15 protein-coding genes are annotated in these 14,903 nt (G+C 60.8%); 10 read left to right on the forward strand and 5 right to left on the reverse strand.

Annotation, left to right across the window (positions count from 1 at the left end; all coding sequences use genetic code 11):
- Window positions 1-337 precede the first annotated feature (337 nt).
- From QX128_RS28860 to QX128_RS28880, 5 genes are all read left to right on the forward strand, one after another.
- Entirely contained in the window at window positions 338-1,540 is a 1,203-nt protein-coding gene (locus tag QX128_RS28860; protein ID WP_315805367.1) for a C39 family peptidase, read from the forward strand.
- Window positions 1,541-1,560: 20 nt separating this feature from the next.
- On the forward strand, window positions 1,561-3,009 hold the full coding sequence (locus QX128_RS28865; RefSeq protein WP_316239206.1) for a radical SAM/SPASM domain-containing protein: 1,449 nt from the start codon (window positions 1,561-1,563) through the stop codon (window positions 3,007-3,009).
- 23 nt (window positions 3,010-3,032) lie between these two features.
- Window positions 3,033-3,281, forward strand: coding sequence for a hypothetical protein (locus tag QX128_RS28870; protein WP_316239207.1), 249 nt, complete (start codon window positions 3,033-3,035; stop codon window positions 3,279-3,281).
- A 287-nt stretch (window positions 3,282-3,568) separates the two neighbouring features.
- Entirely contained in the window at window positions 3,569-4,135 is a 567-nt protein-coding gene (locus QX128_RS28875) for an HPF/RaiA family ribosome-associated protein (RefSeq protein WP_316239208.1), read from the forward strand.
- A 56-nt stretch (window positions 4,136-4,191) separates the two neighbouring features.
- Window positions 4,192-5,184, forward strand: a complete 993-nt coding sequence (locus QX128_RS28880) for a ribose-phosphate diphosphokinase (protein ID WP_316239209.1) — start codon at window positions 4,192-4,194, stop codon at window positions 5,182-5,184.
- A 10-nt stretch (window positions 5,185-5,194) separates the two neighbouring features.
- Here the strand turns inward: QX128_RS28880 and QX128_RS28885 are convergent, their stop codons facing one another.
- Complete coding sequence (locus QX128_RS28885) at window positions 5,195-6,322, reverse strand: hypothetical protein (RefSeq protein WP_316239210.1); 1,128 nt, start codon at window positions 6,320-6,322, stop codon at window positions 5,195-5,197.
- Window positions 6,323-6,374: 52 nt separating this feature from the next.
- Here QX128_RS28885 and QX128_RS28890 point away from each other — a divergent pair, with 52 nt between their 5' ends.
- Window positions 6,375-7,037, forward strand: coding sequence for a phosphoribosyltransferase (locus tag QX128_RS28890; RefSeq protein ID WP_316217679.1), 663 nt, complete (start codon window positions 6,375-6,377; stop codon window positions 7,035-7,037).
- A gap of 12 nt (window positions 7,038-7,049) precedes the next feature.
- Here the strand turns inward: QX128_RS28890 and QX128_RS33265 are convergent, their stop codons facing one another.
- Window positions 7,050-7,412, reverse strand: a complete 363-nt coding sequence (locus QX128_RS33265) for a ChaB family protein (protein WP_409997988.1) — start codon at window positions 7,410-7,412, stop codon at window positions 7,050-7,052.
- A gap of 20 nt (window positions 7,413-7,432) precedes the next feature.
- On the opposite strand from QX128_RS33265, the gene QX128_RS28900 reads away from it, so the two are divergent.
- The 4 genes from QX128_RS28900 (at window position 7,433) to QX128_RS28915 (ending at window position 11,475) form a co-directional block, all read left to right on the forward strand.
- Window positions 7,433-8,776: a nicotinate phosphoribosyltransferase gene (locus QX128_RS28900; protein ID WP_315805374.1), complete on the forward strand. Its 1,344-nt coding sequence runs from the start codon at window positions 7,433-7,435 to the stop codon at window positions 8,774-8,776.
- A 67-nt stretch (window positions 8,777-8,843) separates the two neighbouring features.
- Window positions 8,844-10,559 (forward strand): DNA polymerase/3'-5' exonuclease PolX, encoded by a 1,716-nt coding sequence (gene polX / locus QX128_RS28905; RefSeq protein WP_315805375.1) that lies wholly within the window; start codon window positions 8,844-8,846, stop codon window positions 10,557-10,559.
- Window positions 10,560-10,634: 75 nt separating this feature from the next.
- A complete protein-coding gene (locus QX128_RS28910) occupies window positions 10,635-10,964 on the forward strand; it encodes a hypothetical protein (RefSeq protein WP_315805376.1) in 330 nt (109 codons plus the stop codon).
- Window positions 10,965-11,127: 163 nt separating this feature from the next.
- Entirely contained in the window at window positions 11,128-11,475 is a 348-nt protein-coding gene (locus tag QX128_RS28915) for a cytochrome c (protein ID WP_315805377.1), read from the forward strand.
- A 173-nt stretch (window positions 11,476-11,648) separates the two neighbouring features.
- On the opposite strand, the gene QX128_RS28920 is transcribed toward QX128_RS28915, so the two are convergent.
- The 3 genes from QX128_RS28920 to groL form a co-directional block, all read right to left on the reverse strand.
- Window positions 11,649-12,074 (reverse strand): DUF2267 domain-containing protein, encoded by a 426-nt coding sequence (locus QX128_RS28920; RefSeq protein WP_315805378.1) that lies wholly within the window; start codon window positions 12,072-12,074, stop codon window positions 11,649-11,651.
- Between the two features lie 109 nt (window positions 12,075-12,183).
- Window positions 12,184-13,038 (reverse strand): universal stress protein, encoded by an 855-nt coding sequence (locus tag QX128_RS28925; RefSeq protein WP_316239211.1) that lies wholly within the window; start codon window positions 13,036-13,038, stop codon window positions 12,184-12,186.
- A 151-nt stretch (window positions 13,039-13,189) separates the two neighbouring features.
- On the reverse strand, window positions 13,190-14,812 hold the full coding sequence (gene groL, locus QX128_RS28930; RefSeq protein ID WP_316239212.1) for a chaperonin GroEL: 1,623 nt from the start codon (window positions 14,810-14,812) through the stop codon (window positions 13,190-13,192).
- Window positions 14,813-14,903 lie beyond the last annotated feature (91 nt).

Below are 14,903 nucleotides of genomic sequence, written 5' to 3' on the forward strand. Positions count from 1 at the left end.
GGCTGTACCTGTGGTACCTGCCGCCTGCATTCTTTTGAGCAGGCGGGCCACGGGCCTCAGCCGAGGTCCGGCCTTCCCCGCGCCCTCTCGTTTCAGGGCGACATGACGAATGCATCACCTGGGCGTTGCGCGCCACGGGAGCGTGAGATCGTGTCTCGCCGGAGGATCTGCGTGGCATGATGGATTGTCGACCCATCCGGTCGCGTCCGCCATGAGGCGAATCTGAAACGGCCATCGAGAGCGCAAGGAAATGACGACTCTATTTTGATTTGAATCAAATCATACATTCTACTTGTGATTTCAAATACCCGAGCGGTTGGACGGCGGGGGAGGCGAGATGGCGACCATTCCAGTTGAGCAGGCACGCTCGGTTGCGATGTTCCACGCCGCTTCGAAAAGCGCTCCGGATATCGCCGATCGACAAATGGCGCGGTTTTTCGGCTCGGACCTCGATCCAAACCCGATCATTATTTTTGATCTGACCGGCACGCCGGCATTCTATGATTTCAGCTTCTATCAACAGGCTCTACTCGTCGGCGTCATCAGGTGCACGGCGGACACGAGGCTGCAATCCGCAGCCTGGGCATTCGAGCCGCCGTCGCGGCAGCTGTCCGACACGAACGCACTCAAGATCGCGACGGAAGCGATGAACAAGATCGCGCCGGACGCAACCCTCGTCAGCCATTCCTTCGTCGCATATTCGTACGCAAAGATCGGCGTTCGCGTTTCCTACGTCAAGGATGGTCACCCCGCATCGTTCATCGTCGACTACTATGATCGATCGGTTCTCACGCAGACCGATCTCGCTCCGAGTCCGCCGCCGGTCGATTTGCTGGATAGCATCGACGGGCTCATTCCCCACTCGATCTTGGACTCTCAGAAGCTCGGTTTTCTCGACGTGTCGGAGCCAGAGCCGCTACGTGGCCAGAGCGAGCGAGAAATGATTCGCAGCATCGTGTCTGGGATTCTGCCGGAAAGCGGTGATCTGCCGGACATCAAGTTTGACGATTCCGACTATAAGACGCTGCAGGCCTACTTTGCTGCGACGCCGCCGGCGATCGCATCCTCGATCCTGCCGGTTCCTCTCTTTGCGCAGATTACGCCTGTCTATTGCGCGGTCGCATCCGCGCAGATGATCCTGGCGTATTTCGGATTCACGGCGACACCCGAGCAAATTGCCGAACAGATGAAGCCTGGCCCCAAGGGCGCCACCAACAAAGCCCAAGTCTCGGCGTATCAGTTTTTTGCGGGAGGGCGATTGGCGCCGACCTTTGATCAAGCTCCGAGTTTCGATCACGCCCTCGACGCGTTGCAGAAATTCATTCCGTTCAAGAGCGGTCTCCCGGGCCATGCGCGTGTCTGCCGCGGCTGGAAGCAATATTCCTTCGTATCGTCTCTCACCGGAAATGTGACGGGAACTGAGCACTATTTTCTGATCAATGATCCATATCCCGTGGGCGAGGGCAGCATTCGCTGGGAGAACCTCAAGAATCACAACTACGCCAATGCGATCAGCTTCAGCCGAATGGGAGGCACATGATGCCGTGTCCGGATTTGCGCGTGAGCAAGTACTGCATCTGGACGCCTGTGGACGGCGCGGTATTCGGCCTGCATGGCTACACCGGGGGCATGGTCCTCGTTTCGCAGGATCTGTTCGAGTCGTTGACCGAGAGAGGCTCGCTCGACCTGATACGTCAGAGATATCAGGACGAGTTTGATGCCTTATGGCTGCGCGGCTTCATCACGAGCCTTACCCCCTTGGAGGAGCGAGAGGCGGTGGTGGAGATCTCCAGATCCCTGCAGGCACGTCGCCGGCAACTACATTTCGTTATCGCGCCAACCTTTGACTGCAATTTCCGCTGCAGTTACTGTTTTGAGCGGGAGCTGCAGAACGACATCGATCGCCGACCAAACCCGCTTTCGCAGATCGATCGTGCGACCAGCGATCGACCTGGTGCCGACTCGGGCGCTTGTTTCATGGGCCACGGCGACAAGGTGAGCATGTCGCGAGACGATGTCGATGCGGTGTTTGCCGGCATCGATGATCTGATCGAGCAGTCGGAGACCAAACAATGGTCCAGGAACATCACCTTGTTCGGCGGAGAGCCGTTGTGGGTTTCCAATCTTCCGGTCATCGAACGCGCCGTCGAGCTCGGCAGCTCGCGAGGCTTCCGCTTCTCGGCGGTTACCAACGGCTATGACGTCGATCGGTTCATGGACGTCATCGGGGTCGACGCAATCCATTCACTCAACATCTCGGTCGATGGCACGCGGGCGATCCATGACAAGCAACGATTCCTGACCAATGGCGGAGGGACCTTTGACAGGATCATGGACAATATCGATCTGGTCCTGAGGGAGCGGCCCGGCGTTCGCGTCGTTGTGCGCTTCAATTTCAGCCGCGCCAATTTCCACGAGCTCAGACCGTTGCACAAATTGTTCGGTTCGCGCGGCTTCCTGCAGAATCCGAATTTCGATCTCAATGCAAACATCATCTACGACAAGGCCAATGGTCGGAAGACACTGCGGTCCGATCGCGAGCTATTGGATATCGTGCTGGCGCAGGCGCCGAAAACGAATGTGTCGCTGGATTGCTTCAATGCGGGCGTCGCGGGCCGGATCGTGAGCGCGATCCGGAAGCGGGAAGAATTCCGGTTCTCCGGTTCTTATTGTGCGGCCAATGCGGGAATGTACATCTTCGCACCCGACGGCGGCCTCTACAAATGTTGGGAAGACATTGGCGCAGCTCGCTCGCTGGTCGGCAGCTATCGAGAGCGGCCGGTGGTGCTCAATGGCAGAGACGATCAGTGGAAGGGGCGCCAACTTGAAGGCATGGCAAAATGCCAGTCATGCCGTTTTGCGCTCATCTGTAGCGGCGGGTGCGCCCAGCATGCTCACCAGCAGATTGGAAGCATGAACGATAAATACTGCGACAATTTCGACAAGCGATATGCCGTTTCGGTGGCCAAGGTTGGCGACGAGATTCGTAAACTGGTCGTATGTGCGTAGCAAGGTGGAGAGAGGATCAAGTCATGTCTGACATCAAGATGCCCGAAGACAAGCTGGACGTCTTCAAGCTGATGACGACCCAGCACATCAAGGTTCTGAACCAGAAGGGAGCGAACCTGAAATACGAGAAGCTGACGGTCGGCCAGCTTCTCGAGATGCTCGGCTTCAAGCGACCGGAAGCCGGGGCAACCGATGCGATCTCGGTCGACGAGGAGCCCGAGGGTTGGCTTTGCGGAGCCGACAGCGTCTGCGGCTTGAACAAGTCCGCGTGAGGGGCTCCGGCGAAGCCAATCGTCGGACCGCATGATCGGCAGCCATCACCTCGGCCAGGCGCGCGTCATTGCATCTGGCCGCGGTGTGCTGCGCGAAACACTGACGGATCCGGAAGAAGTGCGATCGTTGGCGGAAGCTTGGACGGTGACACGGTCCTGCCAATACAGGTGGTCACGCTTGAGCGGTTCTGTGGCCGCAACATTCTTGCTTAAGGCAGGTTGATCTTGCTCAAAGCTGCTCCTCGCGCCCGTGGTCCAATAAGTTTGACACGGGAGAGGAGCCGGAAATGCAAACACCAGTTCAAATTGAATTTGAAGGGATCCGCGTGTCCGCCGAAATCCGGGCTGTCGTCGAGCAACATGTCGCGGAACTGGAGAGCCGCTTTGGCCGGATCACTGCGGCTCGCATCATGGTCAAAGGTCCGGGCGGTCATCACCAAACCGGCGGTCAATATCTGGTGAGCGTCCGGCTGGCGCTGCCTGACGGTCGGGAGGTCCACGTTGGACGTACCCCGAAGCTGGATGAACGGTACGACGACTTGACCTTCGCCGTGGACAACGCATTCAAACGCGCGCGTCGACAACTGCAGGACCGGGCGCGACTGATGCGCGGCGACGTCAAGACGCATGAGCCTCAACCGATCGGAACCGTTGCGCGTATCGATCCAAGCGGCCAGTTCGGCTTTCTGGAAGCCGCGGACGGCCACGAAGTCTATTTCAACTGCAATAGCGTCGTTGATGGTGGATCAAGCATCGTGCCCGGCGCCCGCGTCAGCTACGTTGAAGAGATCGGAGAGAAGGGACCGCAGGCGAGCACGGTCAGAATGCTCGGGAAACATGGGCTGCGGGCTTAGCTCGGCGGCTGAGTGGGGACGCGGACGACGGGCAGGTTTGACGTTGGAGGTAACCGATGATTGGTGATCGCCTGCGCTTGTTCTGTCTTCATGGCACGGAGGTGCTTGGCGAAAAAGTTGCTCATGCGCTTGGATGCCGTCTCGCCGCTGTCGAAGAACGCAGCTTCGAGGACGGCGAACACAAGGTGCGGCCGCTGGAGGTTGTCGCCGGCTGCGACGTCTACGTTCTGCATAGCCTCCATGGCGGTCCTGACGAGAGTCCGAACGACAAGCTGTGCCGGCTGCTGTTCCTCGTCGGGGCATTGAAGGATGCCGGTGCCGCGCGGGTGACGGCGGTCACACCGTATCTGTGCTATGCGCGAAAAGATCGTCGCACCAAGGCCAATGACCCGGTCACGATCCGTTATCTTGCGACCATGTTCGAGGCGATCGGTGTTGACGCGGTGGTGACCCTCGAAGTTCACAACGAGGCCGCGTTCGAGAACGCGTTCCGTTGCCCATCGGTCGCGTTGAGCACGGCGCCGCTCTTGATCGGCAGGATCAAGGCGATCGCGGCGGATCGGCCGATTGCCGTGGTTTCGCCGGATCTCGGAGGCGGCAAGCGAGCGGACCTGCTTCGCGAGGTTCTTGGGAAGGCGCTCGGCCGTCCGATCGGCAAGGCGTTCGTGGAGAAGCATCGCAGCTCCGGTGTCGTTTCGGGCGATTTGTTCGCCGGGGAGGTGGCGAACTCGCTGTGCGTGATCGTGGACGATCTCATCAGCAGCGGTGGAACCCTGGTGCGGGCGGCGAAGGCGGCCCGTGCCCATGGAGCCGAAGAGGTGATAGCTTGCGTCGCGCACGGCCTGTTCATGCCGGGCGCGGCAACGACGCTCGCCGATCCTGCGATCGACCGCATCATTGCGACCGACAGCGTGCCGCCGTTCAGGCTTCCGGCGGGAGCGGTTCGCGACAAGCTCGAGATCGTCTCGGCGGCGCCCCTTCTTGGAGAGACCATTCGTCGGCTGCACTACAACGAGCCGCTGACGGAGCTGCTTCCGTATCAGGATTGATCCCTGCAATTCAAATTCTGGCTCTCGCCATGAGCTGCCGCTCGAGCTGCGCTGCGTCCGCCTTGGCAAGTTTGAGATAGGTGCGCGTCAGCCGCGGCCATTTCTCCGGCGTCCGTGGATGGGCGTCGGCGAGATGAGCGATGGATAGCCTGGCGCGCAGCATGGCCCGGCCAATCCGATAGAACAAGAACAGTCCGCTGGCCGGGTCATCATTGAGCTGGACGGCCAGATGCCGCCGAAGCCTCTCAGCGACCCACAGTCCTCCCAATCGGGCGCATTCCAAGTGCAGAAAGGCAATTTCGTCCAGAGCATCCGATGTCCGCAAGCAGGCATTGAACTCCAGGCAATCGATGATGGGGAAGGGAGGGCTCAACCAGATATGTTCCGGCCGCAGATCGCCATGGCCGTCAAGGACGTGCCGGTGATGCACCCGCTGCGCCAGCAGCTCGGTCCGCCGCCGCAGGAAACGGCATTGCAGGTCGGCAATGCGCTCGATGGTGCCGCGGGGCAGGTCGAAGGCCGGCTCGAGCAAACCTCGCCGATCCGCGAGAACTGCCTGTTGCAGGGTCACCATGTAGCTCTCCGGATTGATCATGATCCGGCGCGCATGCGAATAGAAGCGGCTCAAACGACTGGCCAGGCCATCGATCTGGGCCTGGGAGACCTTGCGATCGCGAAGCCCGGCTTCGAGCGTCTGGCCTTCGTCGAGCCGGCGCATGACGACGAGCCAATCAACGATGTGTCCGCCGCCTCCGATGGCGTAGCCACCCGGTGCAGCCGTCAGCGGCACCACGCCGTGATAGACATCGGGCGCCAGCCTTCGGTTCAGCGAAACCTCAGCGCGGCAGGCGTCTGCGCGGCGCTCAAGGCTGGAGAAATCGAGATATGGAAAATGAACCGGCTTCTTGAGCTTGTAGACGCGCTCGTCAACCATGAAGACCCAGGACATGTGGGTCTCCCGCGTGATCACGGCGTCGGGCGTCGGGACATAGCTGTCCGGCCGGCTGAGAAACGCCACCTTGCGAGCAAGAGCTGTCGCGCCGTTATTCTCAGCGTCATCGTCCCAGGGTTCATTCTTCCATCCGGGCATATGATGCCTATCGCCAATCGCGGCTGTCGGCAGCTTGATACGGATCAATAGCAGTGGCTGTCCGGCTCATATCCTGCGCCTCTTCCGCGTGAGGTCTGCCATGCTGTTCCAGAACCGAACCGATGCCGGCCGGCAACTCGCCGAGGCGCTGCTCAAATACAAGGGGCGGCACCCGGTCGTTCTTGCGCTGCCACGGGGCGGCGTGCCGGTTGCGGCGGAAGTCGCAGCAGCCCTCGATGCGCCACTCGATCTGCTGCTGGTCCGCAAGATCGGGCTGCCGGGGCAGCCGGAGCTCGCAATGGGTGCCATCGCGGATGGGGAGGGCATGACCACCATTCGTAACCAGGACGTGATCGAGCTGTCCGGCGTCACTTCAGAAGAGTTTGAGGTCGTCTGCAAAAAGGAACGTGCTGAGATCGAACGGCGTCGCGAGCGCTATCTGGGCGATCGGGCTCGTGCCGAAGTCAAGGGGCAGGTCGCGATCATCGTCGATGACGGCGTTGCGACAGGCGCAACCACCCTTGCTGCCATCAAGGCTGTTCGGAAGCAGGAACCGAAAGAGCTCGTGCTTGCGGTCCCGGTCGCGCCGCTGGACACCATCAGGAAATTGCATGCGGAAGTCGATGCGGTCGTCTGTCTGCATGAGCCTCAGGAGTTTGGCGCGATCGGCTATTTCTATCGCGACTTTCATCAGGTCGGCGACGACGAGGTGATTGCCACTTTGAGACAGTTTCCATCAAACAGATCCATGCCCGCTTCCTGACGAGCCGGCGGTCTAATGATCGTGGGGCAGCGGTTCCCAGCGGTCGCCGACCTTCACGTAGGATCGCTTCACCGCCGCCCAGGCTATGCGGTGAGCAATCTCCTCCTGCCGTTCGTCTTCCGCATGGGAGGCAAAGGCGTGGTTGAACGCTTCGCGATAAATGTCCTGCGCGTGCGATGGGAGGTGAGCGCGAACAGGAGGGGGAAGATCGATATTTGTGCGATAGGGCATGGCTGGTGCCTCGGACGTAAACTGCCGCGCCTTGCTCGGGACGCCGCGGCGTTTCCACCAGAAAGGATAGACGCAACTTGCTTCCGCCTCTTGACCGGCGTCAAACAGGAAATGCGCATAAATCGACAGGATGACCGACGTCATGTGAGCGCCGAGGAACATCGATGGACCCGTCACCGAGCGCGCTGCTAACCGATCTGTATCAGATGACCATGATCGAGGCGTATCTTGAATCGGGCCAGACTGATACAGCCGTGTTTGAGTTCTTTGTACGCAAGCTGCCGCCGCAGCGCAGCTTCCTGATGGCGGCCGGACTGGAGCAGGCGCTCGACTTCCTGCAAAACATGCGGTTCTCGCAAGACGAACTCGGCTGGCTTGAGCGAACTGACAGGTTCAGCAAGTCGTTGATCGACTATCTCGCCAATTTCCGCTTCACCGGCGAGGTCCACGCGATGCCGGAAGGCACCGTGTTCTTCGGCAATGAACCGATCCTTAGGGTTACAGCTCCTTTGCCGGAGGCGCAGCTTGTCGAGACGCGCCTGATCAACACCCTGCATTTTCAGACACTGATTGCCTCCAAGGCCGCGCGCATGGTCTTACTCGCGCCAGACAAGCTCCTGATCGACTTCGGCTTGCGTCGCGCCCATGGTGCCGAGGCAGGGCTGCTGGCTGCCCGCGCGAGCTATGTCGCGGGATTTTCCGGCACGGCAACCCTCCTGGCCGAGAAGTCATTCGGCATTCCGACCTATGGAACCATGGCGCATTCGTTCGTTCAATCCTTTGATGACGAAGCTGCAGCATTCGAAGCGTTTGCGCGCGCCCGGCCGAAGAATCTCGTCCTGCTGATCGACACTTATGACACCGAGGCGGCCGCGAGGAAGGTCGTCATGCTGGCGCCCCGATTGAAGGAGCTTGGAATTGCCGTCAGCGCCGTGCGGATTGACAGCGGGGATCTGTCTGCGCTCGCCAGGAACGTGCGCTGCATTCTGGATGCCGGCGGACTCCACGACACCGGCATCTTTGTCAGTGGCGGAATAGAGGAGGGCACCCTGATTGCCTTCGCTCGGGACGCGGCGCCGATCGACGGTATCGGCATCGGCACGGGCCTCGTCACGTCGTCCGATGCGCCAGCACTCGACTGTGCCTATAAGTTGCAGGAGTATGCGGGCTTGCCGCGCCGCAAGCGCTCGCCGGGAAAGGCCACCTGGCCCGGCCGCAAGCAGGTTTGGCGCCGGTATGACAGCGATGGCCGTATGCTCGCCGACATTCTTTCGACCGAAGAGGACCAACAGGAGGGGGAAACGCTGATCCAAGTTGTGATGCTCGGCGGACGCCCTGTCGCCTCTCGACCTTCACTTCACGACATCCGGGCTCACGCGCGCCGGCAACTGGATCAACTGCCGCCGGAGCTGAGAACCGCCAAGTCGGCTGCGCACTATCCGGTGCAGATTTCAAGCCGTCTTGAACAGCTGGCAGCTGTCGCCGACCGGATAGGCTCGCGTCCCTGAATTCTGATCTGCATCAAGGGAAACAGCTCGATCCGTCTCTAGCCTGTCGAGCGACGGAGGTGCATCGATGCCGGTACAGAATGCCGAAATTGCAGAGATGTTCGACCAGACCGCCGAACTTCTCGAGATCAAGGGCGGCAATCCGTTTCGTTCGCGGGCCTATCGCAATGCTGCGCGGGTGATCGAGCGCCTTCCCAAGAGCATCACCAACCTCTTGAAGGCGGGCGAGGATCTTTCCGAGCTGCCAGGTATCGGCAAGGATCTGGCAGGAAAGATCGAAACGATCGTCGCGACCCATCATTTCGATGTGCTGGACAAACTCAAGCGTGAACTGCCCGGCGATCTCGGTGAGATTGCGGCGCTCCCGGGCCTGGGTCCGAAGCGCGTCAAACTGCTCTACGACAAGCTGGGCGTGCGGTCACTTGAGGACCTCAGGCGCGCGGTGAAGTCGGGTCGGCTGAGAGAGCTTCGAGGCTTCGGTGCCAAGAGCGAGGAAAAGCTCGCCGCGGCGCTGGCCAAGCCTCGCGCCGAGAGGCGCTTCAGATTATCCGAGGCCGAAGCCGAAGCGGAAGCACTCCTCAGCCATCTGAGGCCGAACGCGAGCAACGGACGGGTGATCGTCGCCGGAAGCTACCGCCGCAGGCGCGACACCGTCGGCGATCTTGATATCCTGATGGTGGCGCGTGACGGCCACGCCGCCGGCGAGAGACTCTCTCGATATGACAATGTCGCTGATGTGCTTGCTCATGGCGATACGCGGACGGCGGTGGTGCTGCGCTCCGGGCTGCACGTCGACCTGCGCGTTGTTCCTGAGGCAAGCTACGGCGCCGCGCTGATGTATTTCACCGGATCCAAGGCGCACAACATCTCCTTGCGCGGACTCGCTAACGACCACGGCTGGAAGCTGAACGAATACGGCCTTTTCGCCGGTAAACGGCGCATCGCCGGAGCAACCGAGGAGGAGATCTACGGCAAGCTCCGGCTGCCCCTGATTCCGCCCGAGATGCGCGAGGATCGCGGCGAGATCGCGCTCGCAAAGGCAAAGAAGCTCCCGAAACTGATTACGCTGTCCGATATTCGAGGCGACCTGCACGTCCATTCCAAATGGACCGACGGCACCGCCGCGATCGCCGAGATGGCGGCTGCCGCCAAGGCAAGGGGCTATGCCTATATGGCTCTGACCGACCATAGCCAACACGTCACTGTCGCCCATGGTCTCGATGCCGGACGTCTGTCGCGTCAGATCGACGAGATCGATCGTTTGAACGACCGGCTGGATGGCTTTACGGTGCTGAAAGGTGCTGAAGTCGATATTCTGGCGGATGGACGGCTTGATCTGCCTGACAAGATCCTGTCGCGGCTCGATCTGGTCGTTGCTTCCGTTCACTACAAGTTCGAGCTCTCGCGCAAGATGCAGACCGAGCGCATCATCCGGGCGATGGACAATCGCCATGTCTCGATTATCGGTCATCCGACCGGACGGTTGATCGGGGACCGCGAGCCTTACGAGATCGACATGGAAGCCGTCATTGCGGCGGCGCGCGAGCGCGGCTGTCATCTCGAACTCAACGCCGACCCGGACCGGCTCGATCTCAACGATATCCATGCTCATGCCGCCAAGTCCGCGGGCGTCAAGCTGGCAATCTCGACGGACGCACATTCGACGGCTGGATTCGCCAACATGCGTTTCGGCGTCGATCAGGCGCGCCGAGGCTGGCTCGAAGCAGCGGACGTCATCAACACCCAACCCTTGTCGCGGGCGAAGAAGATGCTGAAGCGCTAGCCGCATTGTTTGATCCTTCGCAACGTTGCGCACGCGATGTTGCGTTCTGTTAGGTAACAGCGCAGGAGGAATGAAATGAGCTTCGAGAAGAAGATTGGCACGGTTGCGACCGCGGCTGTCCTGACCCTCGCGCTGCTTGCACCCACGGGGGCCGACGCTCGCAACGGGCGCGTTGCCGCAGGAATCGTCGGCGGCCTGGCTGCCGGCGCACTGTTCGGCGCGGCCCTCAGCGGCGGCTATTGGGGGCCGTATCCCTATTACGGCTATCCGGGGCCAGTCTATTACGACCCACCGGCACCGTATTGGGGGCCAGGTCCGTTTTGGGGACCGTACGGATACGGCGACTGCCATGTCCGGGCGGTCCGGCACAGGCGGCACGTGCACTACGTGCGGGTCTGCTATTGAATTCGCTTGCACTCGAGCAACGTGCAGGGCTGTCATGTTGCTGCGTCTCATGCGGACGAAGGACACGTGATTGGCTGTCGCGTGCTGGATGACGTGCAACGGGCGACGGTATGCGGATCGGTCAAGCCGGGCCGGTGCCGATCACTTGCGGAGAGTCGGACGCATGTCAGGGCGTTTCAAGGTTCGGGCTCTGGGCCTCCTGGTCGGGCTGCTCTCGTGTTGGCCGACAAACGTGGACGCCGCGAACCTCAGCAAGGCAGCGCAACGAGGCAGGGCCATCCTGCAGGAAAAATGCGGGCGCTGTCATGCGATCAGATCGGTTGGCGAAAGCCCGCTCGAGAATGCTCCGCCGATGCGCGATATCTACGCCCGGTTCAATCGGCGCGAGTTGCAGGCGGAGCTGTCGGAAGGCATGGTGTCGAGGCACAGGGATATGCCGCAAATTGAATTTTCCGACGAGGACGTTTACGCGATCATGAGCTACCTCTACGTTCTTGCAGTCAGGAAATGAATGCTCGTTGCCCAGGAAAGTGTTGATCCCTGCACATCGAAGTTCACGTGGTCGGGCTGCGTGGGTCCATTCGACGGTCTGACGGCATCGCCACTGGTCTGGCGGCACGCAGCTGGACCGGTATGAAGGCTTCCCGTCGGTGGGCGCTCGGCGGACGTGGCCAGATGCCCGGATTATGATTTCAATTCGCGGATCTGCGCCGGCAGATGGTGCATCAGTTTCTCAAATTCACCGGGATCGAGCTTCTCCCACGCGATCTCGAACACCCCGCGAATGACGCTCAGCGGCTCGATGGGAAATTGCTGGGGCAGCTCCATTGCGACGTGATCAGCAAAGTCGCTGGCATGTCGCTCCTTGGTCGGCGTTCCCGCCGCATGCCAGTTCTCGTAGTAAATCCCGCGCAGGAGGATCGGCAGCTGGGCGCCAAGCTTGGTCGCCACCTCCGGAGGTACGCGATCGCGCAACGCATGCAGAACAGCCCGGAGCGCGTTGTAGGCCTGTTGACGGCTGCCGAGTTCCAGCTGCTCCTCGATCGCCTTGAGCCAGAGATTCGTCTCCTGAATGGTGTGATCCAGCGCGGTAACACCTGTTACGCCCATGATGCGTTCTCCTAGATTGGCACATCAGAATAGCGGCATCCCGGATCGACGGCGTCACCGAAATCACGTCCATTGTCATGATCCGGTGAGCACGGATGCCGGCCTCGATTCAATGCGACAGCAGGGTCGGGATCGTCATTGTCTTCAGCATTTCACGGGTGACGCCGCCGAAAATGCCTTCCTGCAGGCGGGAATGCCCATATGCCCCCATCACCAGCATGTCGAGACTTTCGTCGGCGGCCAGGGACAGGATGGACGGCTGAATCTCGGAATGCTCCGCCGTGAGCTCAAGCAGCGTTGTCGTAAGTCCGGCACGAGCCATGTGTTCGGTCAATTTTCGCGCTGAAGCCTCGGTGGGAGCAACCTGCGCCTCATTGATCGAAATCGTGACCAGCGCTTCTGCCTGAGAGAGAAACGGTGTTGCGTCCTTGAAAGCGCGGGCGGCAAGGCGGCTTCCATCCCAGCAGATGCCGATACGGTTGGCCTTGAAAGTGCCGCGGAAAATATGCGGCACGAACAGGACGGGTCCGCCCGCCTGGAGCAGGATCTCGGTCGCAGTCCTATTGTCGTGACTGTCCTGTGTTGCGTCCGTCTGCAGGACCACCGTCAGCTCATAGAGCCTGGCCGCAGCGCCGAGCGCGGACGCGGCTTCACCGGGCAGGTCCTCGACCGAGCGGCTTGTGTGAGAGATGTTTGCATTCCGGGCTTCCGTCTCGAAAATGGCGAGTGCGGCCGCGCTGCGTTGGGCGGCGCGCTGCCGCTCCATTTCGAAGATCTCTGAAGCGACGACCGCTGCGCCGGCGCCTCCATCGACCACATACGCGCTACCGGGCGAGATGTATCCGACTGCAATCGCATCGAGATGGGCGTCGAACCGGGCAGCCAACGAGACTGCGGCAGAAACGACAGGCTGCGGTGGCCGCTCGGTCGGAATGTAGACGAGAATGTCGTTGATCTTGATCATGACGACCTCCCTCCGGGACCAAATCCATACTCTCAGTCGGATGAAGCGGCATGTTGACTTGAATCAACAGTCAATGACCGGCCGTCACTCACCGGTCCCGCAAAGTTGTTGCTCCGCTCGGGGGGCACAGCCCCGTCTTCATGGCTCAGCGTCACGCCGGCATTTCCGATTCCGCTAGCCGTTCGCGCTTTGGCTCCGCGATTTCGGTCATCGTCGCCTCGGTGAGCAGGAGGATGCCGGCAACCGATACCGCGTTCTCGAGGGCTGTCCGAACGACCTTCGCGGGATCGACAATGCCGGCCTCGACCAGGTCGACATATTGCTTGCGCGCGGCGTCAAACCCGAAATTGCCGACGCCACTCAGCATGCGCGCCACGACCACGCCGCCATCCGTTGCCGAGTTCTCAGCAATTTGGCGAGCGGGGGCCTCGAGCGCGCGCTTCAAGATCTGTACACCGGTCTTTTCGTCGCCATCGCAGAGTGCTTCCTCCTTGCCGACGGCTTCGACGCATCGAAGCAAGGCAAGCCCGCCGCCTGGCACGATACCTTCTGCAACGGCCGCCTTTGTCGAACTGATGGCGTCGTCGAGCGCCTCTTTTCGTGATTTCATCTCGGCTTCAGTCGGCGCTCCGACACGGATAACGGCAACCCCGCCCGACAGCTTGGCGAGCCGCTCCTCAAGCTTCTCCTTGTCGTACTCGCTGGTCGTTTTCTCGATCTCGCGGCGAAGTTGTTGCATCCGCGCATCGATCTGGCTGCGTTCGCCTTTGCTGCCGATCAGCGTGGTGTTTTCCTTGTCGGCAACCACACGGGCGACATGCCCCAGCTGCTGCAAAGTAGCGTTTTCAAGCTTCGAACCAAGATCGTCGGAGACGACCTGGGCGCCGGTGAGGATTGCAATATCCTGCAACATGGCCTTGCGTCGCTCACCAAAGCCGGGCGCCTTGACGGCGCAGCCTTTCAGCACGCCGCGAAGCTGATTAACGATGAGCGTGGCCAACGCCTCGCCTTCGATGTCTTCGGCGATGATCAGGAGCGGTTGTGCCGATTTTGCGATCTGTTCGAGCAGCGGGATAATGTCGCGCAGAGCGCTGATCTTGTGGTCGCACAACAGGATGAGCGGCTCTTCGAGAACCGCTTCCATGCGATCGGCATCGGTCACGAAGTAGGGCGACAGGAAGCCGCGGTCGAATTTCATCCCTTCGACCACGTCGAGCGACGTTTCGATGGTCTTGGATTCCTCCACCGAGATCACTCCATCGCTTCCGACTTTCTCGAGCGCATCGGCGACCAGCGCGCCAATGGACGGATCATTATGAGCCGAGATGGTGGCGACCTGAGCTCTTTCCGCCTTTGTCCTGACGGGTCGCGCCATTGCATGGAGGGCCGCTATCGTCGCGCGGGCAGCGCGGTCGAGGCCCCGTTTCAGATCGATGGCACTGGCGCCGGCGACGACGTTCCTGACGCCATCGGCAAGAATCGCATGTGCCAGGATCGTGGAGGTGCTTGTTCCGTCGCCAACGAGATCGCCGGTCTTCTCCGCGGCCTGACGCAGCACCTGCGCTCCGAGATTCTCCTCCGGATCCTTGAGGTCGAATTCCTTGGCGATCGTGACGCCATCGTTGCATACGATCGGGGTGCCCCAGCTCTTCTGGATCAGTACTGATTTTGATTTCGGGCCGAGCGTCACCCGCACTGCGTCCGCAAGCAGCGAGGCTCCGCGCAGGATCTTCTCGCGGGCCGCGGAATGAAACAGCACCTGCTTGTGAGGCATCAATCGCTCCTCAGAAGGACGGCTTTCATCAGACCAAAATAGAAGTGACGCCGTTTTGAACGCTTGATCCTGATCAAGCCTAGGCCTGGGA

Origin of the sequence: Bradyrhizobium sp. SZCCHNR1015, assembly GCF_032489875.1 — a bacterium.
GTDB lineage: Bacteria > Pseudomonadota > Alphaproteobacteria > Rhizobiales > Xanthobacteraceae > Bradyrhizobium.

Coding starts and splice junctions, on each gene's coding strand:
- QX128_RS28860 (WP_315805367.1), top strand. CDS start 338: ATGGCGACCATTCCAGTTGAGCAGGCACGCTCGGTTGCGATGTTCCAC.
- QX128_RS28870 (WP_316239207.1), top strand. CDS start 3,033: ATGTCTGACATCAAGATGCCCGAAGACAAGCTGGACGTCTTCAAGCTG.
- QX128_RS28875 (WP_316239208.1), top strand. CDS start 3,569: ATGCAAACACCAGTTCAAATTGAATTTGAAGGGATCCGCGTGTCCGCC.
- QX128_RS28880 (WP_316239209.1), top strand. CDS start 4,192: ATGATTGGTGATCGCCTGCGCTTGTTCTGTCTTCATGGCACGGAGGTG.
- QX128_RS28890 (WP_316217679.1), top strand. CDS start 6,375: ATGCTGTTCCAGAACCGAACCGATGCCGGCCGGCAACTCGCCGAGGCG.
- QX128_RS33265 (WP_409997988.1), bottom strand. CDS start 7,412: ATGACGTCGGTCATCCTGTCGATTTATGCGCATTTCCTGTTTGACGCC.
- QX128_RS28900 (WP_315805374.1), top strand. CDS start 7,433: ATGGACCCGTCACCGAGCGCGCTGCTAACCGATCTGTATCAGATGACC.
- polX (WP_315805375.1), top strand. CDS start 8,844: ATGCCGGTACAGAATGCCGAAATTGCAGAGATGTTCGACCAGACCGCC.
- QX128_RS28910 (WP_315805376.1), top strand. CDS start 10,635: ATGAGCTTCGAGAAGAAGATTGGCACGGTTGCGACCGCGGCTGTCCTG.
- QX128_RS28915 (WP_315805377.1), top strand. CDS start 11,128: ATGTCAGGGCGTTTCAAGGTTCGGGCTCTGGGCCTCCTGGTCGGGCTG.
- QX128_RS28920 (WP_315805378.1), bottom strand. CDS start 12,074: ATGGGCGTAACAGGTGTTACCGCGCTGGATCACACCATTCAGGAGACG.
- QX128_RS28925 (WP_316239211.1), bottom strand. CDS start 13,038: ATGATCAAGATCAACGACATTCTCGTCTACATTCCGACCGAGCGGCCA.
- groL (WP_316239212.1), bottom strand. CDS start 14,812: ATGCCTCACAAGCAGGTGCTGTTTCATTCCGCGGCCCGCGAGAAGATC.